Origin of the sequence: Bradyrhizobium sp. 2S1, assembly GCF_011516625.5 — a bacterium.
Lineage (GTDB): Bacteria > Pseudomonadota > Alphaproteobacteria > Rhizobiales > Xanthobacteraceae > Bradyrhizobium > Bradyrhizobium septentrionale.
This window is the reverse complement of the sequence record NZ_CP147717.1, coordinates 7,589,450-7,613,467: the sequence shown is the minus strand read 5'-3', so window position 1 is coordinate 7,613,467 and position 24,018 is coordinate 7,589,450. Positions and strand designations below refer to the sequence as shown.

General features: G+C 64.1%; 24 protein-coding genes and 1 pseudogene. 9 read left to right on the top strand and 16 right to left on the bottom strand.

Annotation, left to right across the window (positions count from 1 at the left end):
- Window positions 1–2: 2 nt before the first annotated feature.
- The 5 genes from HAP54_RS35935 to HAP54_RS35915 form a co-directional block, all read right to left on the bottom strand.
- Window positions 3–308, bottom strand: a complete 306-nt coding sequence (locus HAP54_RS35935; RefSeq protein ID WP_029080873.1) for a DUF5076 domain-containing protein — start codon at window positions 306–308, stop codon at window positions 3–5.
- 5 nt (window positions 309–313) lie between these two features.
- Complete coding sequence (locus HAP54_RS35930; protein ID WP_166295196.1) at window positions 314–1,711, bottom strand: pyruvate dehydrogenase complex E1 component subunit beta; 1,398 nt, start codon at window positions 1,709–1,711, stop codon at window positions 314–316.
- 46 nt (window positions 1,712–1,757) lie between these two features.
- The gene (pdhA, locus tag HAP54_RS35925) at window positions 1,758–2,777 is read right to left on the bottom strand and encodes a pyruvate dehydrogenase (acetyl-transferring) E1 component subunit alpha (protein ID WP_166295194.1); all 1,020 of its coding nucleotides are present in this window, start codon (window positions 2,775–2,777) and stop codon (window positions 1,758–1,760) included.
- A 159-nt stretch (window positions 2,778–2,936) separates the two neighbouring features.
- Complete coding sequence (locus tag HAP54_RS35920) at window positions 2,937–3,254, bottom strand: FtsB family cell division protein (protein ID WP_166295193.1); 318 nt, start codon at window positions 3,252–3,254, stop codon at window positions 2,937–2,939.
- 46 nt (window positions 3,255–3,300) lie between these two features.
- Window positions 3,301–3,852 (bottom strand): NADPH-dependent FMN reductase, encoded by a 552-nt coding sequence (locus tag HAP54_RS35915; protein ID WP_166295191.1) that lies wholly within the window; start codon window positions 3,850–3,852, stop codon window positions 3,301–3,303.
- 256 nt (window positions 3,853–4,108) lie between these two features.
- On the opposite strand from HAP54_RS35915, the gene HAP54_RS35910 reads away from it, so the two are divergent.
- A complete protein-coding gene (locus HAP54_RS35910) occupies window positions 4,109–5,224 on the top strand; it encodes a D-alanine--D-alanine ligase family protein (RefSeq protein ID WP_166295189.1) in 1,116 nt (371 codons plus the stop codon).
- 10 nt (window positions 5,225–5,234) lie between these two features.
- Here the strand turns inward: HAP54_RS35910 and HAP54_RS35905 are convergent, their stop codons facing one another.
- Together HAP54_RS35905 and eno are read right to left on the bottom strand one after the other, a co-directional pair.
- Window positions 5,235–6,368 carry a zinc-binding dehydrogenase gene (locus tag HAP54_RS35905; RefSeq protein WP_166295187.1) on the bottom strand — a complete coding sequence of 378 codons (1,134 nt, stop codon included), beginning with the start codon at window positions 6,366–6,368 and terminating at the stop codon, window positions 5,235–5,237.
- 48 nt (window positions 6,369–6,416) lie between these two features.
- Window positions 6,417–7,700 carry a phosphopyruvate hydratase gene (eno, locus tag HAP54_RS35900; protein ID WP_166295185.1) on the bottom strand — a complete coding sequence of 428 codons (1,284 nt, stop codon included), beginning with the start codon at window positions 7,698–7,700 and terminating at the stop codon, window positions 6,417–6,419.
- A 121-nt stretch (window positions 7,701–7,821) separates the two neighbouring features.
- Here eno and queF point away from each other — a divergent pair, with 121 nt between their 5' ends.
- Window positions 7,822–8,298 (top strand): preQ(1) synthase, encoded by a 477-nt coding sequence (gene queF / locus HAP54_RS35895; RefSeq protein ID WP_166295183.1) that lies wholly within the window; start codon window positions 7,822–7,824, stop codon window positions 8,296–8,298.
- A gap of 113 nt (window positions 8,299–8,411) precedes the next feature.
- Here queF and HAP54_RS35890 read toward each other — a convergent pair whose 3' ends face one another.
- From HAP54_RS35890 to kdsA, 5 genes are all read right to left on the bottom strand, one after another.
- Window positions 8,412–8,663, bottom strand: a complete 252-nt coding sequence (locus HAP54_RS35890; protein WP_166293432.1) for a hypothetical protein — start codon at window positions 8,661–8,663, stop codon at window positions 8,412–8,414.
- A gap of 325 nt (window positions 8,664–8,988) precedes the next feature.
- Window positions 8,989–10,182, bottom strand: coding sequence for an aspartate kinase (locus HAP54_RS35885; RefSeq protein WP_166295181.1), 1,194 nt, complete (start codon window positions 10,180–10,182; stop codon window positions 8,989–8,991).
- Window positions 10,183–10,221: 39 nt separating this feature from the next.
- Complete coding sequence (locus tag HAP54_RS35880; protein WP_414646232.1) at window positions 10,222–11,466, bottom strand: peptidase M15; 1,245 nt, start codon at window positions 11,464–11,466, stop codon at window positions 10,222–10,224.
- A 266-nt stretch (window positions 11,467–11,732) separates the two neighbouring features.
- Entirely contained in the window at window positions 11,733–12,923 is a 1,191-nt protein-coding gene (locus HAP54_RS35875; RefSeq protein ID WP_166306720.1) for an MFS transporter, read from the bottom strand.
- 33 nt (window positions 12,924–12,956) lie between these two features.
- Window positions 12,957–13,814, bottom strand: a complete 858-nt coding sequence (gene kdsA, locus HAP54_RS35870) for a 3-deoxy-8-phosphooctulonate synthase (protein WP_166295179.1) — start codon at window positions 13,812–13,814, stop codon at window positions 12,957–12,959.
- 344 nt (window positions 13,815–14,158) lie between these two features.
- Between kdsA and HAP54_RS35865 the strand changes: the two genes are divergently transcribed.
- On the top strand, window positions 14,159–15,502 hold the full coding sequence (locus HAP54_RS35865; RefSeq protein ID WP_166295177.1) for an IS1380-like element ISBdi2 family transposase: 1,344 nt from the start codon (window positions 14,159–14,161) through the stop codon (window positions 15,500–15,502).
- A 180-nt stretch (window positions 15,503–15,682) separates the two neighbouring features.
- On the opposite strand, the gene HAP54_RS35860 is transcribed toward HAP54_RS35865, so the two are convergent.
- On the bottom strand, window positions 15,683–16,747 hold the full coding sequence (locus tag HAP54_RS35860) for an IS630 family transposase (RefSeq protein WP_166204319.1): 1,065 nt from the start codon (window positions 16,745–16,747) through the stop codon (window positions 15,683–15,685).
- Between the two features lie 79 nt (window positions 16,748–16,826).
- On the opposite strand from HAP54_RS35860, the gene HAP54_RS35855 reads away from it, so the two are divergent.
- Entirely contained in the window at window positions 16,827–17,159 is a 333-nt protein-coding gene (locus HAP54_RS35855) for a PAAR domain-containing protein (RefSeq protein WP_166295175.1), read from the top strand.
- A gap of 59 nt (window positions 17,160–17,218) precedes the next feature.
- On the opposite strand, the gene HAP54_RS35850 is transcribed toward HAP54_RS35855, so the two are convergent.
- Entirely contained in the window at window positions 17,219–17,545 is a 327-nt protein-coding gene (locus HAP54_RS35850; protein WP_166205319.1) for an NIPSNAP family protein, read from the bottom strand.
- Window positions 17,546–17,735: 190 nt separating this feature from the next.
- On the opposite strand from HAP54_RS35850, the pseudogene HAP54_RS35845 reads away from it, so the two are divergent.
- The 3 genes and pseudogenes from HAP54_RS35845 to HAP54_RS35835 form a co-directional block, all read left to right on the top strand.
- Window positions 17,736–18,122, top strand: a pseudogene (locus tag HAP54_RS35845) (winged helix-turn-helix domain-containing protein); the annotation flags it as partial.
- Complete coding sequence (locus HAP54_RS35840; protein ID WP_166295173.1) at window positions 18,119–19,498, top strand: sensor histidine kinase; 1,380 nt, start codon at window positions 18,119–18,121, stop codon at window positions 19,496–19,498. The pseudogene HAP54_RS35845 and the gene HAP54_RS35840, both read left to right, overlap by 4 nt.
- Before the next feature lie 202 nt (window positions 19,499–19,700).
- Window positions 19,701–20,363, top strand: coding sequence for a class I SAM-dependent methyltransferase (locus HAP54_RS35835; RefSeq protein WP_166295171.1), 663 nt, complete (start codon window positions 19,701–19,703; stop codon window positions 20,361–20,363).
- Window positions 20,364–20,389: 26 nt separating this feature from the next.
- On the opposite strand, the gene HAP54_RS35830 is transcribed toward HAP54_RS35835, so the two are convergent.
- Window positions 20,390–22,021 (bottom strand): CTP synthase, encoded by a 1,632-nt coding sequence (locus HAP54_RS35830; RefSeq protein ID WP_166295169.1) that lies wholly within the window; start codon window positions 22,019–22,021, stop codon window positions 20,390–20,392.
- Between the two features lie 167 nt (window positions 22,022–22,188).
- Window positions 22,189–22,578, bottom strand: coding sequence for a preprotein translocase subunit SecG (gene secG / locus HAP54_RS35825; RefSeq protein ID WP_166295167.1), 390 nt, complete (start codon window positions 22,576–22,578; stop codon window positions 22,189–22,191).
- 204 nt (window positions 22,579–22,782) lie between these two features.
- On the opposite strand from secG, the gene HAP54_RS35820 reads away from it, so the two are divergent.
- Together HAP54_RS35820 and HAP54_RS35815 are read left to right on the top strand one after the other, a co-directional pair.
- Window positions 22,783–23,349 carry a helix-turn-helix domain-containing protein gene (locus tag HAP54_RS35820; RefSeq protein WP_166295165.1) on the top strand — a complete coding sequence of 189 codons (567 nt, stop codon included), beginning with the start codon at window positions 22,783–22,785 and terminating at the stop codon, window positions 23,347–23,349.
- A 3-nt stretch (window positions 23,350–23,352) separates the two neighbouring features.
- A complete protein-coding gene (locus HAP54_RS35815) occupies window positions 23,353–23,886 on the top strand; it encodes a GNAT family N-acetyltransferase (protein WP_166295163.1) in 534 nt (177 codons plus the stop codon).
- Window positions 23,887–24,018 lie beyond the last annotated feature (132 nt).

Here is a 24,018-nt window from a genome sequence, read left to right as displayed (position 1 = left end):
TGTCAGTGACCTTGTTGCGACCGCGGTTTGGTTTGGCCCATGTCGGTCGGCCGGGCGATTTCGGCTTCGAACATCTCGACGATGCGCGCGAGCGCCTCGTCCTCGGTGTATTCGCTCTCGCGCGCATAGGCGCGTGCGGCGTGGCGGGCGATGTCGACGAGCATCAGCCCCCACATGTCCGGCTCCTCGAAGGCGCGCTGGAACGCGATCGACAGGCCGCCGTCGACGACAAAGGCGCGCAGCACCTCGATGGCGTCCTCGCGGCCCATCACGTCAGGCGGCAGCGGCTGCTCCTTGGGACCGGCCATCGGCGTTACCGGTAGGACACGGCCTTGGCGGCCGCGACCACCTCGGCGACGGAAGGCAGAGCGAGTTTTTCCAGGTTGGCGGCATAGGGCATCGGCACGTCCTTGCCGGAGACGCGCGCCACCGGCGCATCGAGATAGTCGAACGCGTGCTCCATGATGCGCGCCGCGACCTCGGAGCCGACGCCGCTCTGCTGCCAGCCCTCCTCCACCGTGACCGCGCGACCGGTCTTCTTCACCGAGTTGATGATCGTCTCGGTGTCCATCGGACGGATGGTGCGCAGGTCGACGACCTCGGCCTCGATGCCTTCCTTGGCGAGTTCATCGGCGGCCTTCAGCGCATAGGACATGCCCATCGCCCAGGAGACGATGGTGACGTCCTTGCCGGCGCGCGCAATCCGCGCCTTGCCGATCGGCACCACGTAATCGGCAAGCTTCGGTACCTCGCCGGTGTGGCCGTACAGCATCTCGTTCTCGAGGAAGACCACCGGATTGGGATCGCGGATCGCGGCCTTGAGCAGGCCCTTGTAGTCGGCGGCCGAGTATGGCGCGATCACCTTCAGGCCCGGGATCTGCGAGTACCAGGCCGCGTAGTCCTGGCTGTGCTGGGCGGCGACGCGCGCGGCGGCGCCGTTCGGGCCGCGGAACACGATCGAGCAGCCCATCTGGCCACCGGACATATAGAGCGTCTTGGCGGCAGAGTTGATGATCTGGTCGATCGCCTGCATCGCGAAATTCCAGGTCATGAACTCGACGATCGGCTTCAGCCCTGCCATCGCCGCGCCGACGCCGATGCCGGCAAAGCCGTGCTCGGTGATCGGGGTGTCGATGACGCGCCGGGCGCCGAATTCCTGCAGCAGGCCCTGCGTCACCTTGTAGGCGCCCTGATACTCGGCGACCTCCTCGCCCATGATGAAGACGTCGCCGTCGCGCCGCATCTCCTCGGCCATCGCATCGCGCAGTGCCTCGCGGATGGTCTGCGTGACCATCTCGGTGCCTGCGGGAATTTCCGGATCGGGCAGCGCCTCGCTGACCGGCGCGGCCGGCGCCTTCGCCGCGGGCTGCGGCGCTTCCGCCCTGGCTTCAACAGCAGGCGCGGCCTCCGCGGCCTTCGGCTGCGGCGCGGGAGCCGCGGGCGCCTTGGCAAGGTCGGCGGCGCTTTCGCCGTCGGCCAGGATGGTGGCGATCGGCGTGTTCACCGCGACGTCGGCGGTGCCTTCCGGAATCAGGATCTTGCCGAGCGTGCCCTCGTCGGTTGCCTCGACCTCCATCGTCGCCTTGTCGGTCTCGATCTCGGCGATGACGTCACCGGACTTGATGGTCTCGCCTTCCTTTTTCAGCCATTTGGCGAGGTTGCCCTTCTCCATGGTGGGCGACAGCGCAGGCATCAGCACTTGAATGGGCATATCGGCTCCCGAAATCGGTCTTGAAATTTAGTCTGCGCGGATGAGGTCAGCGGTAGATGTCGGTGTAGAGCTCGGACGCATCGGGCTCCGGATCGTGCTGCGCGAAGTCGGCGGCTTCGTTGACAATCTCGCGCACCTCGGCGTCGATCGCCTTCAGATCCTGCTCGCTGACGCCGGCGGCGAGCAAACGGTTGCGCACCTGCTCGATCGGGTCCTGGTCGTGGCGGACCTTCTCGACCTCCTCGCGCGTGCGGTACTTCGCCGGATCGGACATCGAGTGGCCGCGGTAGCGGTAGGTCTGCATCTCCAGAATCATCGGACCATTGCCGCCGCGACACCAGGCCGTGGCCTCATCGGCGGCGGCCTTCACCGCGCGCACGTCCATGCCGTCGACCTGCTTGCCGGGAATGTTGAAGGAGGCGCCGCGCTTGGAGAAGTCCTGCTGCGCCGAGGCGCGCGACACCGCGGTGCCCATCGCATAGCGATTGTTCTCGATGACGTAGATCACCGGCAGCTTCCACAGCTCCGCCATGTTGAAGCTTTCGTAGACCTGGCCCTGGTTGGCCGCGCCGTCGCCGAAATAAGTCACGCTGACGGCATCGTTACCGCGATAGCGGTTGGCGAACGCCAGGCCGGTGCCGAGCGATACCTGCGCGCCCACGATTCCGTGACCGCCGTAGAAATGCTTCTCCTTGCTGAACATGTGCATGGAGCCGCCCTTGCCGCGGGAATAACCGCCGCGACGTCCGGTCAATTCGGCCATCACGCCCCTGGCTTCCATGTCGCAAGCCAGCATGTGGCCGTGGTCCCGGTAGCCGGTGATGACCTCGTCGCCCGACTTCAGCGCCATCTGCATGCCGACCACGACGGCTTCCTGACCAATATAGAGATGGCAGAAGCCGCCGATCGCACCCATGCCGTAAAGCTGACCGGCCTTCTCCTCGAAGCGCCGGATCAGGAGCATGTCCCGCAGCGCCTTGAGCTCCTGCTCCCTGGTGAATTCGGGCGGCGAGCCAGCCTTCTCCTGCCCTGATTCTTTTGCGACGCTTTTCTTGGGTGCGGCCATGGCAATTCCGGGTGAGAGAAGTCGAAGAACCCTCTCTAACCCAACTCAAATCGCCTTGGAAGGATTGCGTTCGCCGGATGGAATTTTGCTATGCCGCACTGCAACGCAGCGCGACATTTTTGTGATAGCGCGCGCGTGTTTTTGAAATTTGAGAACGCGTCAGTTCGACTTGTTGACCCGAACCAGATCACGCGGATTTGCGTAGTCGAGCTGAAAGCGCGCACGCTCGTCCAGCATGTCGGGATCGACCCGGTCCGACCGCAACAGCGACACCCGCTGCTCGCCCTCGGCCCGCTCCTTCTTCAGTCGCGCCAGCTCCGAGGTCAGTGCGATGATTTCCTGGTCGAGCTCCTGCCGCGCGTTCAGGCCATATTTGCCGGTGTAGGCGTTGACGCCGAAATAGCCGACCATCAGCGCTGCCAGCGTGTAGAGGGCAAGGCCGGACAGAATCGATTTGAGGCGCGTGCGGGAAACCATGGCCGCGAAGATGCGGCCATGGCGGTTAATGGAATGCTAAATTTGATTAGCCGTTCTGCTTCTCGACGAAGGCTGCGAAGGCGACGAGGTACTGCTGCAACACGGTCTTGAGCGAGTCCTTGGTCAGCTCGCCCTGGTCGTCGAAGGCATCGCCGACGCCGTTGAGGTAGATTTCCGGCTGGCCGAGGATCGGGCCAGAAATGCCCGGCAGGATGTTCTGCAGGTGCTTCGCCGCGCTGACGCCGCCGAGCGGGCCCGGCGAGTTGGAGATGATGCCGGTCGGCTTGCCCTGGAATGAGCTCTTGCCATAGGGCCGCGATGCGACGTCGATGGCGTTCTTCAGCACGCCCGGGACCGAGCGGTTGTATTCAGGGGTCACGAACAGCACGCCGTTCGACTTCTGCAGCTTCTCGCGGAAGGCCAGCCAGTCCGCCGGCGGCGCCGCCTCGAGGTCCTGGTTGAAGAAGGAAATGCCCTCGAGGGTCGTCACGTCGAGCTTCAGCGAGGCCGGCGCGAGCTTGGCCAGCGCATTGGCGATCTTGAGCGAGAAGCTCTGCTTGCGGATGCTGCCGACGATGGTGACGATGTTATAGGCCATAGCTAGTCCCCTGGGGTGCACGTGAAACCGGATTGGTGGTCCTCACCTACCGATACGCCGAGAAAGATGCAAGTGCATGAATCGCCCAATTCTGGAAACGCAGCGTTTGCAAAACTGACCTGAACACCGTTGCCTCGCCCATCCAGGTGGCCCTGAAACGCCGGTCTGGAGCATGTGTAGCAAATTGTCGACATCTTCGTCCGAGCATACTGCCGCGGATTCCTGCATCACCTGCCTACCGCCGAGAGGCTAAACAATGCCAGAGCGCAAGACACGGGTCGCAATCCTGTTCGGTGGCCGTTCCGCCGAGCACGACGTCTCGCGGGCGTCGGCCGCCAACGTGCTTCGCTCGCTCGACCCGGATCGCTATGACGCCACCGCGATCGGCATCACCCGCGATGGCCGCTGGATTGTCGCCGATGCGGGAAACGGCGCCGGCGCAGGTGGCGGCGCGTTGACCATTCCGGACAATGGACCGCAACTCGCGCTGCTGCCGGGCGGACAGGGCCGCGTCGTGGTGCTTCAGGAACAGGCGACGGGGCCTGCGGAATTGCCGGCCTTCGACGTCGTCTTCCCGGTCCTGCATGGCCCGAACGGCGAGGATGGCACGGTGCAGGGCGCGCTGGAATTGTCTGACGTCGCCTATGTCGGCTCGCGCGTGATGGGCTCTGCGGCCGGAATGGACAAGGACGTCGCCAAGCGCCTGATGCGCGAGGCGGGATTGCCGATCGTCCCCTTTGTCGCGATGTCGAGCGCGGCTCCCATCAGCTACGACGACGCGGTCAGCGCGCTGGGGTCGCAGGAGGTCTTCGTCAAGCCGGCCAACATGGGATCATCGGTCGGCGTGTCGAAGGCGCGCACCGCGGAGGAGTTCGAGGCCGGCTGCAGATTGGCATTCCGCTTCGACACGAAGATCCTGATCGAGCGCTGTGTCGCGCCGATCCGGGAGGTCGAGTGCTCCGTGCTCGAGGATGCCGAGGGTCGCATCCGTGCCTCCCAGCTCGGAGAAATCGTTCCGTCCGACAAGCACGGCTTCTACTCCTACGACGCGAAGTATCTCGATGCCGATGGCGCGCTGCTTCAGGTGCCGGCCAAAGTGCCGGCTGCCATCGCCGAAACCATCAGGGAGCTCGCGATCAGGACGTTCAGGGTGCTGGGCTGCGAAGGCATGGCGCGGATCGACTTCTTCCTGCACGGCGAGCAGGCATTCGTGAACGAGGCAAACACCCTGCCCGGCTTCACCAACATCAGCATGTATCCGCGGCTGTGGGAGGCCAGCGGCCTGCCGCAATCCGGGCTGATGGATGTTCTGATCGGCCACGCCCTGGAGCGCCACAAGCGCTCCAGGAAGCTGGCATTCGAGCGCGAATAGAGGCCGTCCGTTACTTGTTCGGGTTGATCAGGAATTTCTCGCCGGTCGCGCGCTTGCCATAGACCGCGATGTTGTCGAGCTGCAAGGTCTCCTGCAGCGAGACCACCTTGGTGTAGTGGCTGGCGAAAGTGGTCTTCAGCTCGGCCACCACGCGCTGGCGCAGCTTGTTGCCGGCCTCCGGACCGATCTTCATCAGGAACGGGAACAGCAGCCAGCCGCCGATACCCCAGGCCATGCCGAAGCCGCGCGGCAGCTGGATATCGCGGGTGTCGAGGCCGCCATAGACATAGACCTGCTTGTGCACGTTCGAACCGTAGCGGCTGTAAGCCTTGGCGGTCTTGTTGATCGCGGTCTCCATCGCGACCAGGATCTGGCCCGCGAGCTTGCCGCCGCCGATCGCATCGAAGGCGATGGTCGCGCCGGTCTCGACCAGCGCGTCGGTGAGCTTGTCCATGAAATCGGGCGCGCTGGAATCGACGACATGCTTGGCGCCGATCCTGTGCAGGATCTCGGCCTGCTCCCTGTTGCGCACGATGTTGACGAGGCCGATGCCGTCTTTGAGGCAGATCTTGTTGAGCATCTGGCCGAGGTTGGATGCGGCGGCCGTGTGCACCAGCGCCTTGTGCCCCTCGCGCCGCATCGTCTCGGTCATGCCGAGCGCGGTCAACGGATTGACGAAGCAGGACCCGCCTTCCGCCGGGGTGATGCCGTCGGGCAGCGGCAGGCATTCGTTGACGCGCAGCGTGCGGTATTGCGCATACATCGCGCCGCCGATCATCGCGACGGTGCGGCCCATCAGCGCTTTCGCCGCGTCCGACGAGCCGGTCCTGATCACGACGCCGGCGCCTTCATTGCCGACCGGCATCGACTCGTCGAGCCGCGCGGCGAGGCCAGGCAGCGCCGCTTCCGGCACGCGGGCGGTCACCACAGGCAATTCCCTGCTGCCGGAGGCCTTGGCGGCCGCCATGTCGGCCGGGCCGATCAGGAGCCCGAGGTCGGACGGATTGATCGGGGTCGCCTCGACCCGGACCACGACCTCGTCGGGTCCAGGCTCGGGGGTCGGGACATTGACCAGCGATATCTCGAGTTCGCCATTCTTCTTGAGCAGCGAACGCAGCTGCAGACCGCTCTTGCCGTCACTCATCCCGACCTCCCTTTTTTGCGTTTGTTAGGCTCCGATCAAGTTGGGGCGTTACGCCAGTGCCTTCAAGGCCGCCCTGCCCGCGTATTTCGCCTGGGTACCGAGTTGCTGCTCGATCCGCAGCAGCTGGTTGTACTTGGCGGTGCGGTCGGAGCGCGCCAGCGAGCCGGTCTTGATCTGACCGCAATTGGTGGCGACCGCCAGATCAGCGATCGTGGAGTCCTCGGTCTCGCCGGAGCGGTGCGACATCACGGCGGTGTAGCCCGCCTTGTAGGCCATCTCGATCGCGGCGAGCGTCTCGGTCAGGGTGCCGATCTGGTTGACCTTGACCAGGATCGAATTGCCGCGGCCGTTCTTGATGCCGTCGGCAAGCCGCGTCACGTTGGTGACGAACAAATCGTCGCCGACCATCTGGCACTTCTTGCCGATCGCATCCGTCAGCTCCTTCCAGCCGTCCATGTCGTCCTCCGACATGCCGTCCTCGATGGTGACGATCGGATAGCGGCTAACCAGGTCGGCCAGATACTTGACCTGCTCCGAACGCGAGCGGGTCTTGTTCTCGCCGCCATAGACGTAGGATCCTTCCTTGAAGAATTCGGTGGAGGCGCAGTCGAGACCGAGCAGGACGTCGCCGCCGGCCTTGTAGCCGGCCTTGCCGATTGCGTTCATGATGAACTCGAGCGCGGCGTCGGCCGACGGCAAGTTCGGCGCAAAACCGCCCTCGTCGCCGACATTGGTGTTGTGGCCGGCCTTCTTCAGTTCGCCGCGCAGCGTGTGGAAGATTTCCGAACCGCAACGCAGCGCTTCGGCAAACGACGTGGCGCCGACCGGCAAGATCATGAATTCCTGGAAGTCGATCGGATTGTCGGCATGCACGCCGCCATTGATGATGTTCATCATCGGCACCGGCAGCGTCCGCGCCGAGGTGCCGCCGACGTAACGATACAGCGGCATGTCGAAGGATTCGGCGGCCGCCTTGGCGCAGGCGAGCGAGACGCCGAGGATGGCATTGGCCCCGAGCCGGCTCTTGTTCGGCGTGCCGTCGAGATCGATCATGATCTGGTCGATCGCGACTTGCTCCTCGACCGAGTGATCGCTGAGCGCCTCGAAGATCTCGCCATTGACGGCGGCGACCGCCTTCTGGACGCCCTTGCCGAGATAGCGCGCCTTGTCTCCGTCGCGCAGTTCCACCGCCTCATGCGCGCCGGTGGACGCGCCCGACGGCACCGCCGCGCGGCCGATTGACCCATCCTCGAGCACCACATCGACCTCGACCGTGGGATTGCCGCGGCTATCCAGGATTTCGCGGCCGATGATGTCGATGATGGCAGTCATGAGAACCTCTTGTGGCAGTGAGGGGGTCGGATGGCGCTGCTTCTACCGCAATGCATCGAGGGGGAAAAGGCCGGGTGACGGGGGCGCCATCATTGGCTAAGAGGACGCCACGGAGACCCGAATGGCGAAGAAATCCAGCAAATCAACGACCTCCCCCGGCCTGCAACTCGGCCGTGCGGTGGAATGGCCCGACGCGCCGGAAAAGGCACAGCTCGACCGCGTGCCCAATCCGCAGGCTGGTACCGATTATCTGGTGCGTTTCACGGTGCCGGAGTTCACCTCGATCTGCCCGGTGACGGGACAGCCGGATTTCGCCCATCTGGTGATCGACTATGTGCCGGGCCGCTGGCTGCTCGAATCCAAATCGCTGAAACTGTTTGCCGCGAGCTTCCGCAACCATGGCGCATTCCACGAGGACTGCACGATCATGATCGGCCGGAGGATATCAGACGAGATCAAGCCGAAATGGCTGCGCATCGGCGGCTACTGGTATCCGCGCGGCGGCATCCCGATCGACGTGTTCTTCCAGACCGGCCGGCTGCCGAAGGGCATCTGGGTTCCCGATCAGGGCGTCGCGCCCTATCGCGGGCGAGGCTAGGCCGGGCACACGTTAATTTCGGCACCCCGGCCTGCCCTCGGAAAGGCGACGAGAATGCATATCGGTCTTGGGCCCGAAGCGGACCTCTCCGCATGATCCGCATCTGATCGAGATCAGGCCTCGCTGTGGTGGTCGGATACATCGCCGCCACCGGTCTTCGGCCTGGAAATCGGAGGGATGCAGCTACCGAAGCGCGGATCGAGCGGATCGTAACGCGACCTCGTTCTCGCGACGATATACAGCACCGCCAGCGCGAACGAACCGAGCAGCAGCACGATCCACGCAGGTGGCCGACTTGCGATCAAAAGCACCGTTGCTCCGACCAGTATCAGCGCGACAGAGCCCAAAGACAGCTTTGAAGCCATGACCCGGCTCCGCGGTAAGCTCGAGGACGGGACATTACCGTTGAAGTCGATATATTTGTGAGAGGCCAACTGCGACACTCCAGCGCAGCTATCCGCACACACGATCGACCAGGTGGCTTCGGACGTTGGCACCGGGTTTTCACGAAACTCGTGCTCCCAAGCCCGCAATCGCAATGATGACGCCGTGGATGTCGGCTTCGGATCAAACGCCGTCGATAATGGTGAGCTCGCGAACAAGCTGACGCTATTGAGTACACGTCCAGGAGATCGCCAGGGCTCGACCTCCTCACCTCGTCCGGCGTCAACGCCCCTCACCAAATTTCGACTAGATCAGCGAATGCAAAGCCTTGACCGCAGCCTCACGGCTCTCCACCGGAACAAAGAAACTTACGGAATGCGACGACAAAACATACTTGTCGGCGATAATCCCGTGACGTTGCAGAATCTGAATCGCCTTGTATGGCAAGTCTGAAGAAATGCCGCCGAAGCAAGTGAGGCTCACCGAACTCAGAGTCTCGCGCTGTTTGCGCAAGTCTTTGCTCCCTTCCAGTGTGCGCAGCAACGTGTCGAGTGTCTCCGAATCGCAAGTCATCATGATGCGGGTTTTTCCGGCGGTGAAAGCCGAGGCGAGGAGTTGCGGCCAAGGCAAGCCATTTTGCTTGAGATGCTGCGCGAACTTCTCAAAGCCTTGATTGAGGTCCGCCGAATCGATCTCGACATGCTCAATGCGAGCCATCGAGTTGACGGCCAAGACTTTTCCGTTCTCCATGTCCGCAACCTCCTGCATCACTTGTGTGCTGTGCCGGGCGCCGCCCCACTTTCTCAAGACCAAAGGGACATTTTGGCTGTGGGCCAGCTCCACGCTGCGAAAATGCAAGACCTTGGCGCCCCAGAAACACATTTCGGATAGCGATGCGAAATCCAGCTGACGCAAGGGTTTTGCATCCGCGACGATGCGCGGATCAGCCGAGCAAACTCCGTCGACCTCCTTGATAATTTCACAGCACTCCGCTTTGAGCGCCGCAGCCATGGCGACCGCGGTGGTATCGCTGCCGCCCCGGCCCAACGTCGTGATTTCTTTGGTCACCGGATTCACGCCCTGAAAGCCTGCCAAAACCACGATGCGTCCGCGATCGAGCTCTTCGATCACGCGAACGGGCCGCACATCCAGAATGCGTGCGGAGGAATGGGATTCGTCGGTCATCACTCCGGCTTGACTGCCGGTAAAGCTGATCGCCGGCACGCCGAGATCAGACAGCGCCATGCTCATCAAGGACATGCTGATGCGCTCGCCGGTGGTCAATAACATATCGAGTTCCCGGCGATTGGGATGCGGGCTGACCTGATAGGCCATCCTGACGAGTTCGTCGGTGGTCTTGCCCATCGCTGAAACGATCGCCACGACACGATGACCACGGCCATGCAAATCGGCGACACTGCTCGCGACTGCGCGGATTTTTGCCGGTGTTTCGAGACAGGCGCCCCCGTATTTTTGCACGATGATGGGATTGCTACGCATTCTTGCCCGCGTCGTGTTGAAAGGCGCAGCTGAACCGGATCAGATCGTTCTCCCCTTCGACACTTTGGCGGTTTTTCGTTGTTTCGCTACGACCCGCAGAGCGAGCCGGTTGCGCTTCTTGACATCCGCTTCCGCTTGTTGAGCTTTCGTCCCGCCGCGACGGGCGGTGTATTCCTTGCCGTCTATCGGTGCGACATGCGGCGGATCCCGATCGAGATAGGGTCGCCCGATGCCAAAATCCGATCCGCGCGCATCGATCCATTTCCAAAGGGCCTCAGTGGAAACCCAACGCTGCGCCCGTGTCGCGCCGTTGACGCTGACGACATCGGCGGCAAGCCCGTGGCCATAGCCACCACGGAAGCTCCCTCCATGGTATGACTTGTCGCTCGCCGCCTTCAGGCCGCTCGCGATCGATTGACGGTAATCATCGCGGAACGCGCTGGTTATGCCGGGCGACAGCCCGGCCTGCTCAGCCGCGTAAAGCGCATGAAAGAGCTTGAGCTTGAAGCTCCGATCCATCCCTCCAATCACGTAGTCGATCATCGGCATGCCCATTCTTTCCGCAGCCTTCGGATCCTTCCACGTGAAATCGTTATCGACGCGCCTGGTGAAGGTCCTGGTGACAGTCACCGTCTTGCGCTTCCTCTTGACTGTCACCTTCCGCCGCTCTTGCACACTGATGGTGTCTTCCTTGGGCGTCCGCTCGTAGAGCGCCCAAAGGTACCGGTCGATGCAGACATCAACGACGAGGCATTCATCGAAAATTTCGAGGCGGCTCGTGGCCTCCTTGGTGTCGCTCGACACTGGAGGCGTGCTCGCTGTCGCCGCCTGCACCGGCGATGTTTCGACCGGCAGCATCTGCGACGAATCCGGCAACGCAGCCACGACAACTGATTTTGGCTCGCTCGATATCGCCGCCGCATCAGGGGCCGTCGCCGGCTTCGATTCGACCGCCATCGCCACATCGGCGCTAGCGACAACGACGGCCTTGCCCATGATGGCGGCCTGCGGCGTGTCCGTCGTGTCGGAGGCCGATCCCGTCACCGGTTCGGCAGCCATCCCCACGTCGGCGTTCAAACTGGCGACCTTGCCGATTGCGGTTCCCTGTGGCGCATCAGCCAGTTCGGCGTCGGCGGTGAGAGATGGTGCGCGGCTGCCCTCGATCGACATTGCCGCGGTGTTCTCGATGCCGACAGAGCCAGCAAGCCAGGCAAAGAGCCAACCTGCGAGAATAACCGTCCCGCACAACTCCGGCGTCACCGTCGCAATTCGCCGCGGGTTCATCATCCCGTAGCCTCCAAAGGGCTCGATCCGAGCCTTGCTGCACAGCCAAGCACGCGACGGCATCGATCATTCGGATCAAAATGAAGCCGCGCAATGGCGGAAACCATTGGCCCCGCGCTTTCCAAGAAAGTGTTGCTCCAACGCAACGCGCGGCCGCTAGCAACCTGTTGTGCATTCTCCGAGGTAAACGTGTTCAGCCATCGCGCCGACGTTGCGTTACGCCGCGCTGCCCCAGAAACGTTACGAGCAAATGACCTAAGAGAACGTTAGGGCTCGCCGTCGGGCCGTGCCGCGGCGTCGGCCGGCCGGGTTTGCCGAAGGAATTTCGCGCAGACAAACCCGAGCACGACCATCACGGCAGCGGCCGAGACGAGCGTCGCGGTCTTGCCGGTATGCTGCAGGCCGAAGCCATAGGCGATCGGGCCGACGGTCTGGCCCATGAAGAAGAAGAACGAATGCAGCGACAGCGCGGTGGCGCGCGCCTCGACCGACAATTCGCTGGCGAACACCTGCAGGCAGCCGTGGATCATGTAGAAGCCGAGGCCCATCACCAGGAGGCTCGCCATCTGCAGCTTCCAGTGCAGCCCGAAGGCCGCGCCGGCCAGTTGCATGGCGACCAGCGTCGCGCCTGCGATCATCATGCCCCTCACGCCGAGCCACGGCAGCATGCGCGACACCGTCAGCGTGTAGAGCAATCCGCCGATGGCGAATCCCGCGATCACGATGCCGGCGATCGACAGCGAGGTCTCACCGAGCTCGAACAGGAACGCGGCGACGAAGGGAAACAGCCCGAGCACGCAGCAGCCTTCGATGAAAACCGCCGAATAGCAGATGCGCGCGTTCGGATTGGTTAAGATGGTGCGATAGCCGTGGCGCAGCGCCTTCAGGCTGGGGCGCGGCGGACGGTTCAGCTCAGCGCCGCGGAAGCCGGCCGCAACCGCAAGCGCGACGATGATCACGAGGCCGCCGAGCACCGCGAGCACGCCGCGCCAGCCGAGCAGATCGCCGATCAGGCCGGAAGCCGTGGCGCCCAGCAGATTGCCGGTCATCGAGCCCGCGAGCGTCCGTCCGATCGCAAGCTGCCGCTTGTCCGGGCCGACGAGATCGCTGGTCAAGGACAGCGCCACCGGAAACACGCCGCCTGAGCCGATGCCGGCGAGGATGCGGGTCACGAACAGCATCGGGAACGAGGTCGAGAACGCGCCGAGGATGTTAGCGATGCCGAGCAGCCCGAGGCAGATCGTCATCAGCCGCGCCTTGCCGAACAGATCGGCGGCGGCGCCGATCGCCGGCTGGACCGCGGCAAAGGTGAAGGCGAACACCGCGGCAAAGCTCGCCGCAGTCGCGATGCTGACACCGAAATCCTCCGCGACATGCGGCAGCACCGGATCGAGCGCCCGCACCGACAGGCTCGCCGCGAACGTCGCCAGCGTGATCACATTGAGGGCGGGCGGCATGCCGCTGGTTGCGGTCACGTCGTTGTCCGCCGGTCAAGCTGCCGTCTTGGCGAGCGCGTCGAACTGCATCAGCCGCTTGACGAGGGATTCGAATTCGCGGAGCGGCACCATATTGGGGCCGTCGGACGGCGCGTGATCCGGATCGGGATGGGTCTCGATGAACACGCCGGCGATGCCGACCGCGACCGCCGCACGCGCCAGCACCGGGACGAATTCGCGCTCGCCGCCCGACGAGGCGCCCTTGCCGCCCGGCTGCTGCACCGAATGGGTGGCGTCGAAGATCACCGGCGCGCCGGTGGTGCGCGCCAGGATCGGCAGCGCGCGCATGTCGGAGACCAGCGTGTTGTAGCCGAACGACGCGCCGCGCTCGGTGACCAGCACATTGGCGTTGCCGGCGCCGGTGATCTTGCTGACCACATTCGTCATGTCCCAAGGCGCCAGGAACTGGCCCTTCTTGACGTTGACGACCTTGCCGGTCGCGGCCGCCGCGAGCAGCAGATCGGTCTGCCGGCACAGGAAGGCCGGAATCTGCAGCACGTCGACCGCCTGCGCCACGTCGGCACACTGGCCGGGTTCATGTACGTCGGTCAGCACCGGCAGCCCGAGCGACGACCGAATTTCGGCAAAGATCGGCAGCGCCTGCTTCAGCCCGATGCCGCGCTGGGCTGACGCGCTGGTGCGGTTCGCCTTGTCGAACGAGGTCTTGTACACCAGACCGATCTTGAGCCTGATAGCGATCTCCTTCAGCGCCGACGCCACCTCAAGCGCGTGTGCGCGGCTCTCGAGCTGGCAGGGGCCTGCGATGATCGAGATAGGCAAGGCATTGCCGAACTTGGCCGATCCGACGGCAACGAGCGGCGCGGCGGCGGGCGCGGAAACCTGATGGGTCAAAATGCTGCATCCTTTCGACGGCGACCATGCAATCCCGCGCCGGATGGATCAAGCCATCCCGCATGATGAGGGGGTTGCGCTGACGCCGTGGGTACGCTGCTGCCCCAACCGCCCCTTCTAGAGCGTTTTCGAGCGAAGTGGGTACCGGTTCGCGTGAAGAAAACGCGTCAAAACAACAAATCTAGAGCCGTTCCGATTCAACCGGAACGGAAAAGGCTCTAGCCCGTCTTATTCGTCAGAGTGCGCCTGAGAGGCTGGCGAGCGTGGTGTAAAGCGCTGATGCGGCGTAGGATTCGGTTGCAAAGCCAACCCCATCACCTTCAGCCGCGAACACCAGGCCCGCCATGACCGATGATACGATTCTGCCCTTCTCGTTTCCAGCCGTTCACGCCAAGAAAGTCACAGCTGCCTTCGATGGCGGTCGGCTGACCTCGAACGGGGGCGTGATGCTTCTGGCGATGGCCGAGCGGCGTCTCGGCTTGGCCGACAATTTGGCCCGGGTGTTCCCGGATCGGCGCGATCCGACGCGGGTCGTGCACAGCCTTGTCGATATGTTCCGCGCGCGCATGTTCGCGATCTGCTGCGGCTACGAGGACGCCGACGACCTCGATCATCTGCGGTCCGATCCCGCATTCAAGCTGGCCTGCGGACGGCTGCCGGACACGGGTCGCGATCTGTGTTCCCAACCGACGCTGTCGCGGCTGGAGAATGCTCCGCGCCTGCGCGACGTGATCCGACTGACCTACACTTTGGTCGACGCATGGATGGATAGCTACCCGCGCGAGCCGGCATCCGTCACGCTCGACATCGATGATACCTGCGATGTCGTCCACGGCCATCAGCAGCTCTCGCTGTTCAACGCTCATTATGACGAACGCTGCTTCCTGCCGATCCACGTCTACGACACGGAGAAGAGCCGGCCCGTGGCGGTCGTGCTGCGGCCCGGCAAGACGCCGGGCGGCGTCGAGGTGCGTGCCCACCTGCGCCGCCTGATACGGCATATCCGGACGCGGTGGCACAACACGCGAATTACGTTCCGTGGCGACGGGCACTATGCCCGGCCGGAGGCAATGGCGTGGTGCGAGACCAACGGCATCGACTACATCTTCGGTCTGTCCGGCACCAAGCCGCTCGCCAGAAAACTCGACGAGGCCGCCGACGACATCCGCACGCGACGCGCCATCGAGAACCTGCCGGTTCTGCGTGGCTATACCGAGACGCGCCACAAGGCCAAGTCCTGGGATCGCGAACGGCGTACCGTCGCCCGTATTGAGGCGACGATGCTCGGCCTCGACATCCGTTTCGTCGTCACCAGCCTCGATGTCGGCTCGGCCGAGTGGATCTACGACAGCCTGTATTGCGCGCGCGGCCAAGCCGAGAATCTGATCAAGCTGCATAAGACACAGCTCGCCTCCGATCGCACCAGCTGCCGTTCGGCGCTCGCCAATCAAGTCCGCCTCGTTCTCCACACCGCCGCTTATTGGCTGATGCTGACCGTGCGCGACGCGATTCCCAAAGCCCGGGAATTGGCCACAGCCGAGTTCGCGACGCTGCGTCTTCGTCTCTTGAAACTCGCTGCCCGTGTCGTCGAGACCACGAGCCGCATTCGCCTTGCGTTTGCCGCGGCATGTCCCGAAGCCGACCTGATCCGCGGCTTGCCAAGCGCGCTGCTGCCGCTCGGTCCTTGACCGGCGGGGCGTCCGCCCCCCGTTCGCCCAACCTACACCTCAAGCGCGTTGCAAAGTACCGGTCGTCAGGCGGTGAAAAGCCGAAGGCAATCCCGCGCGCCTCGTCAGAGCAGATGTGCGGCCACATCAATCGGACTAAAAAAACGCACTCTCACGAATAGGACGGGCTAGTACCCAGACTCAGAGCTGAGTGATACGGCGGCCTTTGAAACGGCGTTGACGGACCTTTTTCTTGGTCCAGACGAAGGGCTCGGCTCTGTCGTTGTATGCGTTGACGTAGGCATCGATGTGCTCCTGAAGCTGCGTGAGGCTTGTGAAGGAGGTGCCGCTGAGCGACTGCCCCTGCAAGATCGAAAACCATACCTCGACCTGATTGAGCCAAGACGCACTTGTCGGCGTGAAATGAAATTGCACGTTGGGGTGGGCCTTGAGCCAATGCTCGTTCTTCTTGTGGGTGTTGAGGTTGTCGAGGATGACGTGAAGCTTCCGGTTCGGAAAAGCCGCGGTGACGCTGTTCATGAAGTCGAGAAACTCGACGCGGCGTCGGCGTTTTGAATGCGCCGCGATGATCTTTCCGGTGGCGACTTCGAGCGCCGCAAACAATGTTGTGGTGCCATGCCGCTTGTAATCGTGGCTCTGGCCGGTCAAGGCGCGGCCATTGGGCAACTTCAGATAACCCTGCGCTCGCTCCAAAGCCTGGATCGAGGGCTTCTCGTCCACGCACAGCACAATGGCCTTCGCGGGCGGGGCGACATAGAGGCCGACAACATCGGCGGCTTTGGCCGTAAAGTTCGGGTCGTTGCTCTCACACCAGGACTTACGAGCCGCGAGGTCAATCTTGTGGCTGCGCAGGAACCGCCAGACATATTGGACGTCAACATCGCCCAGCGCCCCGGCCAGCAGGGGCCCGGTCCAGCGTGCGAACCCGTCCGGCGGCGGCTTGTCCAGCAGCTTCAGAATCCGCTTGTCGGTGGCCTTCGTATAGATTGGCTGCTTGCCCGGTCGCGGCTTGTCTTGCAGCCCTTCAAGGCCTTGGTCGGCATAGCGATGCCGCCAAAGGCTGACAATCCGCGGCTGGACCCCAACTTCCTTGGCGATCGACCGAGTGCTGCGTCCATCCGCCGCCAACAGAACTATCCGCGCCCGCTTCAAATCGCGCTGCAACGTCACCGGGGAGCGGCAACACGCCTCAAGCACCTTGCGATCTTTCCTCGAAAGGTGGACTTCTCTTGCTTCGGGTATCATCCCGACCTTGAATCACGACTCACGCTTTAAGAACAGTAGGTACTAGACTGGGTCGGAATGGATTCCCATGAGGAACGACATGCGCATCTTGCTAGCGATCGGAGCCATGGCCGCCTTGTCGGCGATGTCGGGCTTGGCCTACGGCCAGAGCACCAGCCAGCCAGGGGTCGTCACCAGCGGCGCCGCCGGCGTCACCATCAACGGCAAGCCGGCCGCGCGCAGCGGCGACACCAGCAATGGCGGCCCGCTGGTCGAAGGCGTGCCCAACGTCCTGATCAACGGCAAGCCCGCGGTCGTGATCGGCGACCGCACGCATTGCGGCGGCAAGACGACCTCGGGCAGCCATGGCGTCTTCATCAACGGCAAGCCGATGGTCCGCGAGGGCGATCAGACATCGGGCTGCGCGGACTAGGCGTCCCGCGGTCGGGCGCGACGCGTTGTCGTCATCGCGCCCCTCGCCCCCGCCTGGCGTCACTTGACCGACGAAAACGACGTCGGCACCAGCAGCTGGTTGACGATGTTGAGAACGATCTGGCCGTCCTCCTCGGTCTTGGCGCGCGCGGTGATCCATTCCGGATCGCTTTGGAACGCGGTCCACTTCTTCTCGCGCTCGGCAAGCGATTCCCAGGCCAGCAGATAGGTCAGTTCCTGGTTGGATTCCCCGACCAGCGTCGTGAAGAAGCCGGCCTGCTTGATGCCATGCTTCTCCCACAGCTTCAGCGTGATGGTCTCGAAGCGCTTGAGCAGCGCCGGCAGCCGGCCCGGCAGGCAGCGATAGACGCGGGTCTCGTAGATCATGGCGGTCCTCCCAGATTGTTGTGCGGGCGGTTATAGCCAGCCGATTCCGGGCTGTCTTGGGGGGGTGACAACATGGCAGCGTTGCCGACCCAAATCGATGACCGCCTTTTGCCCCCCAACGAACATCGGCCGTGGCCCCTTTGGTCCAAGCCACTGGGTTGACCTAGCTCAAAGTCGGTCCGCTCAGTGCGATTATCTGGCAAAACCCTTTGCCGTCGAGGAGCTGCTGGCGCGGCTGCGCGCCGTGCTGCGCCGTCCCGCCGGGCTGCAGCTCGAGATCATCAGGGCCGGACGCGTGGCGTTCGACTGCGCCCATCGCGAGGCCAGCGTCGACGGCCACCCGCTCGAGCTGCCGCGGCGCGAGCTGCTGGTGCTGGAGACGCTGCTGCGCCGCATGGGCCGCACCGTGCTGCGCGCGACGCTGGAGGAAGCCGTCTACAATTTCGAGGACGAGATCCAGTCGAACGCACTCGATGCCCATGTCTCGCGCCTCAGGCGCAAGCTCGCCGACAGCGGCGCCGGTGTCGAGATCCACAGCATCCGCGGCGTCGGCTATCTGCTGAAGCAGGTATCATGAGCGAAGCAGCAGATCACTATTGCCTGCGTTCCAAGTTGAGCTGGCGGCTGGTGACGCTGCAAGCCACGTTGTTGATTGCCATCATCGCACTTGTGGTCGGCGCGCTGTGGGCCTGCGGCCTGCCCGTCATCGAGCGCGACGAGGACCGCGTGGTGGACGTCGTGCAATGGGCGCTCGGCCGCGACGGCAACGGCAGACTGGTGCTGCGTCCGACCGCGGAGCTTAAGCAGCTGCGCGAGGAAGCGCCCGACCTCTGGTTCTTCGTGCGCGACCGCCAGGGCGAAACACTCTCCGAGGGCAAGGTGCCGGACGAGTTCAGCAAGATCGGCGGCGCGCTCGACCATATCAGCCAGGCGCGGCTCGGCTGGCAGATGTTCGAGGACGATCCGCGCAAGCCGCCGGCGCGCATGAAGCGCGTCAACACCGATGCCGGCAATGTGCAGATCATCACCGCGACGCAGGGACGGATGACCGGCGCCAAGGCGCTGTTCGCGGCCTCCCTCACCTTCCTCGTCGTCACCGTGCCCGGCTTGCTGCTGATGGCCGCCGCGACCTTCGTGGCGACGCCGATGGTGATCAAGCGCGCCCTCTCGGGCCTCGACACCGCCGCCGACGAGGCGCGCCGGATCGATTTCCGCCAGCGCGGCAGCCGGCTGTCGGCGGACCATTTGCCGCTCGAGGTCGCGCCGCTGGTGACTGCCGTCAACGATGCGCTGAAGCGGCTCGACGACGGCTATTCGCGCCACCAGCGCTTCGTTGCCGATGCGGCACATGAATTGCGCACGCCGATCGCGATCCTCAATACGCGGCTGGAATCGCTGCCTCCAGGCCCCGAGAAAACCCGCCTGCTCGAAGACTCCGCCCGGCTTGCGACACTCGCCGAGCAACTGCTCGACATCCAGCGCTTCGACCAGTGCCGCAATCCGTTCGTCCGCGTCGACCTCGTCGCCGCTGCGCGCAGCGTCGCCGCCGACCTGGCGCCGCTCGCGATCGCGGCCGGCTACGAACTCTCGCTCGATACCGCAGCCGATCGGGTCGAAACGCTAGGCGACCGCGCTGCGCTGGAGCGCGCGCTGACCAATCTGGTGCAGAACGCCATCCAGCATGGCGGCCGCCGCGGCACCATCACCATCCATGTCGGCAGCGCCGCGACCATCGACGTATCAGACGAAGGCGACGGCATCCCCTGGGATCAGCGCACGCGGATCTTCGACCCGTTCTACCGGCTCGCGCCGCTCGACCGCGGCGCCGGTCTCGGGCTGAACATGGTGCGCGAGATCGCAAGGCTGCATGGCGGTCACGTCTCCGTGCTCGATGGACCGAAAGGCGGCGCGTGCTTCCGCATGACGTTACCGCCGGCGCCGTTCGTGTCGTGACACCAGAGCGTTTTCGAGCGAAGTGGGTACCGGTTCGCGTAAAGAAAAACGCGTCAAAATAAGAATCTAGAGCCCCGTTCCGATTCGATCGGAACGGGGCTCTGGCAACATCGCGCAATGTTGTCGCAATGCAGATCCCGCAAACAAGACAACACGCTTCGCAACTGAATAGAAGCGTGACGTCACCTTGCTGGGAATCCCAATGTCACATGATCTCATCTCTTTCTTCACGGCCTGGATGGCAGCCCCCGGCCGCGTCGGCGCCATTGCGCCGTCGTGTGCTGCGCTCGCCGAACTGATCACGCGCGACATCAGCGCCAACACCGGTCCGATTCTGGAGCTCGGTCCGGGCACGGGCGCCTTCACCTATCAGCTGTTGAAGCGCGGCGTGCGCCAGCAGGATCTCACGCTGATCGAGTACGGCTCGGATTTCATGCGGCTGCTGCAGCTGCGTTTTCCCGGCGCGCGCGTGCTGTGGATGGACGCGGCGCGGCTGGCCTCGGAACGGCTCTACGACGGCGCACCGGTCGGCGCCGTAGTCAGCGGACTGCCGCTGCTTAACATGTCGCCGCGCAAGGTGATCTCGATCGTCGGCGGCGCGTTCAGCTACATGCGTCCTGGCGGCGCGTTCTATCAATTCACCTATGGCATGCGCTGCCCGGTGCGGCGGCCGATCCTCGACCGGCTCGGCCTGCGCGCCACGCTGGTCGATCGCGCCATCCTCAACGTACCGCCCGCCGCGGTGTACCGGCTGACGCGACGCCCGCAATACAGACTGATCACGCGCGACGCCGCGCCGGCGGCCGATGCAGGCGTTTCACCGATCACAAAGCAGCGCCGAGCCAGCGAGGCTGCCCCCGCCTGAGCGCCGCGGTCACGGCCAGCGCCGGCTCAGACCAGCCGGCTCTGCTTCGCCGCCGCCTCGATGAACGACGCAAACAGCGGGTGCGGCTCAAACGGCCGCGACTTCAGTTCGGGATGGAACTGGACGCCGATGAACCAGGGATGGTCCTCGTATTCGACGATCTCCGGCAGCACGCCATCCGGCGACATGCCGGAGAAGCGCAGACCGTGCTGCTCGAGGCGATCCTTGTAGGCGGTGTTGACCTCGTAGCGATGGCGGTGCCGCTCGGAAATCTCGGTCGCGCCGCCATAGACCTGCGAGACGCGGCTGCCGCGGTTCAGCGCTGCGGCATAGGCGCCGAGCCGCATGGTGCCGCCGAGGTCGCCGCTCTGCGAGCGCTTCTCGAGCTCATTGCCGCGCAGCCATTCGGTCATCAGACCGACCAGCGGCTCCTTGGTCGGGCCGAACTCGGTCGAGTTGGCCTCCTCGATGCCGACCAGATTGCGCGCCGCCTCGATCACGGCCATCTGCATGCCGAAGCAGATGCCGAAATACGGCACGTTACGCTCGCGCGCGAACTGCGCCGCGCGGATCTTGCCTTCGGCGCCGCGCTGGCCGAAGCCGCCGGGCACCAGGATGCCGTTGACGTGCTCGAGGAACGGCGCCGGGTCCTCGTTCTCGAACACCTCGCTCTCGATCCAGTCGAGATTGACCTTCACCTTGTTGGCAATGCCGCCATGAGAGAGCGCCTCGATCAGCGATTTGTAGGCGTCCTTCATGCCGGTGTACTTGCCGACGATCGCGATCGTCACCGCGCCTTCCGGATTGCGGACGCGCTCGTTGATGACGTTCCAGCTCTGCAGTGCCGGCGGAATCTTCGCGGTGATGCCGAACGCGGCCAGCACCTCGTCGTCGAGGCCGGCGGCGTGATAGGCCTCGGGCACCGCGTAGATATTGTCGACATCGCGCGCCTCGATCACGGCGCTTTCGCGCACGTTGCAGAACAGGCCGAGCTTGCGCCGCTCTTCCTTGGGGATTTCGCGATCGGTGCGGCACAGCAGGATGTCGGGCTGGATACCGATCGAGCGCAGCTCCTTCACCGAATGCTGCGTCGGTTTTGTCTTGAGTTCGCCGGCACTTGGAATGTACGGCAAAAGCGTCAGGTGAATGTAGACCGCGTGATCCCGCGGCAGCTCGTTCTTGAGCTGGCGGATCGCCTCGAAGAACGGCAGGCCTTCGATGTCGCCGACGGTGCCGCCGATCTCGACCAGCACGAAATCGTACTCGTCATTGCCCGACAGCACGAATTCCTTGATCGCGTTGGTGACGTGCGGGACCACCTGAATGGTGGCGCCGAGGTAGTCGCCGCGGCGTTCCTTGGAGATGATGTCCTGATAGATGCGACCGGTCGTGATGTTGTCCGCCTTGGTGGCAGGACGACCGGTGAAGCGTTCGTAGTGGCCGAGATCGAGATCGGTCTCGGCGCCGTCGTCGGTCACGAACACTTCGCCGTGCTGATACGGCGACATCGTTCCGGGATCGAGGTTGAGATAGGGGTCGAGTTTGCGAAGGCGGACTTTGTAGCCCCGGGCCTGCAGCAAAGCGCCGAGCGCCGCTGATGCCAGACCCTTTCCGAGCGAGGAGACCACGCCGCCGGTGATGAATATGTACCGCGCCATGGGACCTTACCTTTAATCCGACTCCAGCGATTCGCAAAACGAATCGGCCATTCCCGGCAAACAAATCACCGGGCTGTGGGTTGCGTTAAATTGAAAGCGATTTCAGAGCACTAATGGGGATTTCTGATGCAGGACACCAGCGCTGTATCCTGCATGGCCACCCTGCTTTATTGCGACCGTGGCGCCTGCGGGCCGCTCGGGGCCGGCTGGCCCTGCTGCTCGTCGGCCTTCTTCAGCGAATCGAGGACACCGCCGGAGGTCGGCGCAGTGATCGGCGTGCCGCCGGCCGGCTGCGTCTGCGCCGGTGCGCCGGTGCCGATGATCGAGCTCGGCTTGCGGTCGTAGCCGGCATACCAGGACAGGAACAGGCTGGTGAGGAAGAAGCCGGCCGCGAGGATCGCGGTGGTCCGCGACAACAGATTCGCGGTGCCGCGGCTCGACATGAAGCCGGCGCCGCCACCCATGCCGAGGCCGCCGCCTTCGGATTTCTGCAAAAGCACCGCGCCGATCATGACGGCAACGATCATGAGATGAATAATGATAACGACAGTCTGCATCGCAAGCCTTCCGTCATAAGCCGCCAAGCGGCCAGACAAACGGCGTTATCGGCTTTGCGGGTTTTCGTGAAGTCGCGCCCTGTTACACGATTGCACCGGGCATTGTCACCCCCGAGATAGTCGCAATGGCGATGATCACAAGCGGTGCGGATTGCGCTCGGCGGAGCCTTGATCGGAACCGAATAATTCTATTATAATTGACGAATGGATACTTTCGTGGACGATCTGAGCCAACGCCTGGCGCAGCGCATTCGGCTCGAACGCGACGGCCGGGGCTGGTCGCTGGCGGAGCTCGCCGAACGCGCCGGCGTCTCGAAGGCGACGATCAGCAAGATCGAGCGCGCCGAAGTCAGCCCCACCGCGGTGGTGCTGGTGCGCCTCGCCTCCGCCTTCGACCTCACGCTGGCCGGGTTGATGCTGCGCGCCGAGGGCCAGGGCGAGCGGCTGTCGCGCGGCACGACGCAGCCGGTCTGGCGCGATCCGGAGAGCGGCTATCTGCGCCGCCAGGTGTTCAGCCGCCCCGATCATCCGGTCGAGCTGGTGCGGGTCGAGCTGCCGCCCAAGCAGGCCGTCACCCTTCCCGCCTCGTCCTACGCCCATATCCGCCAGCTGGTCTGGGTCCTGAACGGCAGCCTTGTCATCACCGAAGGCGGCGCGCGTCATCTGCTCGCCGCCGGCGATTGCCTCGGCTTCGGCCCGCCGGCGGAGACCACCTTCGCCAACGAAACCAACGCCTCCTGCACCTATGTGGTCGCCCTCGCCCGGAGCTGATGCATGTCGCCCTTTGCCATCAAGCCGCTTGAGGATGCGCCGGAGATTCGCAGCGCACTCTGCGAGCTGTTGATTGAGACCGTCGCCAGCGGCGGCTCGGTCAGCTTCATGCACCCGCTGTCGCCGGGTGACGCACAGGCGTTCTGGCAGGACTCGCTGGGCGCAGCCACGCGCGGCGAGCGGGTAGTGCTCGGCGCGTTCGACGGCAGAGAACTGATCGGCACCGTGACGCTGCTGCTAAAACTGCCGCCGAACCAGCCGCATCGCGCGGAGATCGCCAAGATGATGACGCGCGTTGCGCATCGCCACCGCGGCGCGGCGACCGCATTGCTGCGCGCCGCCGAGCAGCTTGCGATCGATCGCGGACGCACGCTGTTGGTGCTCGACACCGCCGTCGATGACGGCGCCGCGCGGCTCTACGAAAAGCAGGGATTTCAGCTCAGCGGCATCATCCCGGACTACGCGCTGAAGCCGCATGGCGGCCTCACCGGCACGATGATCTACTGGAAGCGAATCGGCGCGGCTGCGGCCGCCTGATTCTATAGCCAAGCAGATGCTGATGGCAGCTGGCTTCGCAATACTGCCAATCCCGTCCCCCCGCGCAAAGGCGAGGCCTTTGTCGCTGGAGGAGCGCGTAGCGCGTCTCGAAGGGTCGACGGCCACCAGCCG

Bases quoted from the DNA above. Each gene is read 5' to 3' on its own strand.
- HAP54_RS35910 (WP_166295189.1), top strand. From the start codon at position 4,109: ATGCCAGAGCGCAAGACACGGGTCGCAATCCTGTTCGGTGGCCGTTCC.
- HAP54_RS35835 (WP_166295171.1), top strand. From the start codon at position 19,701: ATGTCACATGATCTCATCTCTTTCTTCACGGCCTGGATGGCAGCCCCC.
- HAP54_RS35890 (WP_166293432.1), bottom strand. From the start codon at position 8,663: ATGGCTTCAAAGCTGTCTTTGGGCTCTGTCGCGCTGATACTGGTCGGA.
- HAP54_RS35920 (WP_166295193.1), bottom strand. From the start codon at position 3,254: ATGGTTTCCCGCACGCGCCTCAAATCGATTCTGTCCGGCCTTGCCCTC.
- HAP54_RS35830 (WP_166295169.1), bottom strand. From the start codon at position 22,021: ATGGCGCGGTACATATTCATCACCGGCGGCGTGGTCTCCTCGCTCGGA.
- HAP54_RS35875 (WP_166306720.1), bottom strand. From the start codon at position 12,923: ATGCCGCCCGCCCTCAATGTGATCACGCTGGCGACGTTCGCGGCGAGC.
- HAP54_RS35855 (WP_166295175.1), top strand. From the start codon at position 16,827: ATGCGCATCTTGCTAGCGATCGGAGCCATGGCCGCCTTGTCGGCGATG.
- secG (WP_166295167.1), bottom strand. From the start codon at position 22,578: ATGCAGACTGTCGTTATCATTATTCATCTCATGATCGTTGCCGTCATG.
- HAP54_RS35935 (WP_029080873.1), bottom strand. From the start codon at position 308: ATGGCCGGTCCCAAGGAGCAGCCGCTGCCGCCTGACGTGATGGGCCGC.
- HAP54_RS35820 (WP_166295165.1), top strand. From the start codon at position 22,783: ATGGATACTTTCGTGGACGATCTGAGCCAACGCCTGGCGCAGCGCATT.
- HAP54_RS35815 (WP_166295163.1), top strand. From the start codon at position 23,353: ATGTCGCCCTTTGCCATCAAGCCGCTTGAGGATGCGCCGGAGATTCGC.
- HAP54_RS35885 (WP_166295181.1), bottom strand. From the start codon at position 10,182: ATGCGTAGCAATCCCATCATCGTGCAAAAATACGGGGGCGCCTGTCTC.
- queF (WP_166295183.1), top strand. From the start codon at position 7,822: ATGGCGAAGAAATCCAGCAAATCAACGACCTCCCCCGGCCTGCAACTC.
- HAP54_RS35865 (WP_166295177.1), top strand. From the start codon at position 14,159: ATGACCGATGATACGATTCTGCCCTTCTCGTTTCCAGCCGTTCACGCC.
- HAP54_RS35860 (WP_166204319.1), bottom strand. From the start codon at position 16,747: ATGATACCCGAAGCAAGAGAAGTCCACCTTTCGAGGAAAGATCGCAAG.
- HAP54_RS35840 (WP_166295173.1), top strand. From the start codon at position 18,119: ATGAGCGAAGCAGCAGATCACTATTGCCTGCGTTCCAAGTTGAGCTGG.
- HAP54_RS35850 (WP_166205319.1), bottom strand. From the start codon at position 17,545: ATGATCTACGAGACCCGCGTCTATCGCTGCCTGCCGGGCCGGCTGCCG.
- eno (WP_166295185.1), bottom strand. From the start codon at position 7,700: ATGACTGCCATCATCGACATCATCGGCCGCGAAATCCTGGATAGCCGC.
- HAP54_RS35930 (WP_166295196.1), bottom strand. From the start codon at position 1,711: ATGCCCATTCAAGTGCTGATGCCTGCGCTGTCGCCCACCATGGAGAAG.
- pdhA (WP_166295194.1), bottom strand. From the start codon at position 2,777: ATGGCCGCACCCAAGAAAAGCGTCGCAAAAGAATCAGGGCAGGAGAAG.
- HAP54_RS35915 (WP_166295191.1), bottom strand. From the start codon at position 3,852: ATGGCCTATAACATCGTCACCATCGTCGGCAGCATCCGCAAGCAGAGC.
- HAP54_RS35880 (WP_414646232.1), bottom strand. From the start codon at position 11,466: ATGAACCCGCGGCGAATTGCGACGGTGACGCCGGAGTTGTGCGGGACG.
- HAP54_RS35905 (WP_166295187.1), bottom strand. From the start codon at position 6,368: ATGAGTGACGGCAAGAGCGGTCTGCAGCTGCGTTCGCTGCTCAAGAAG.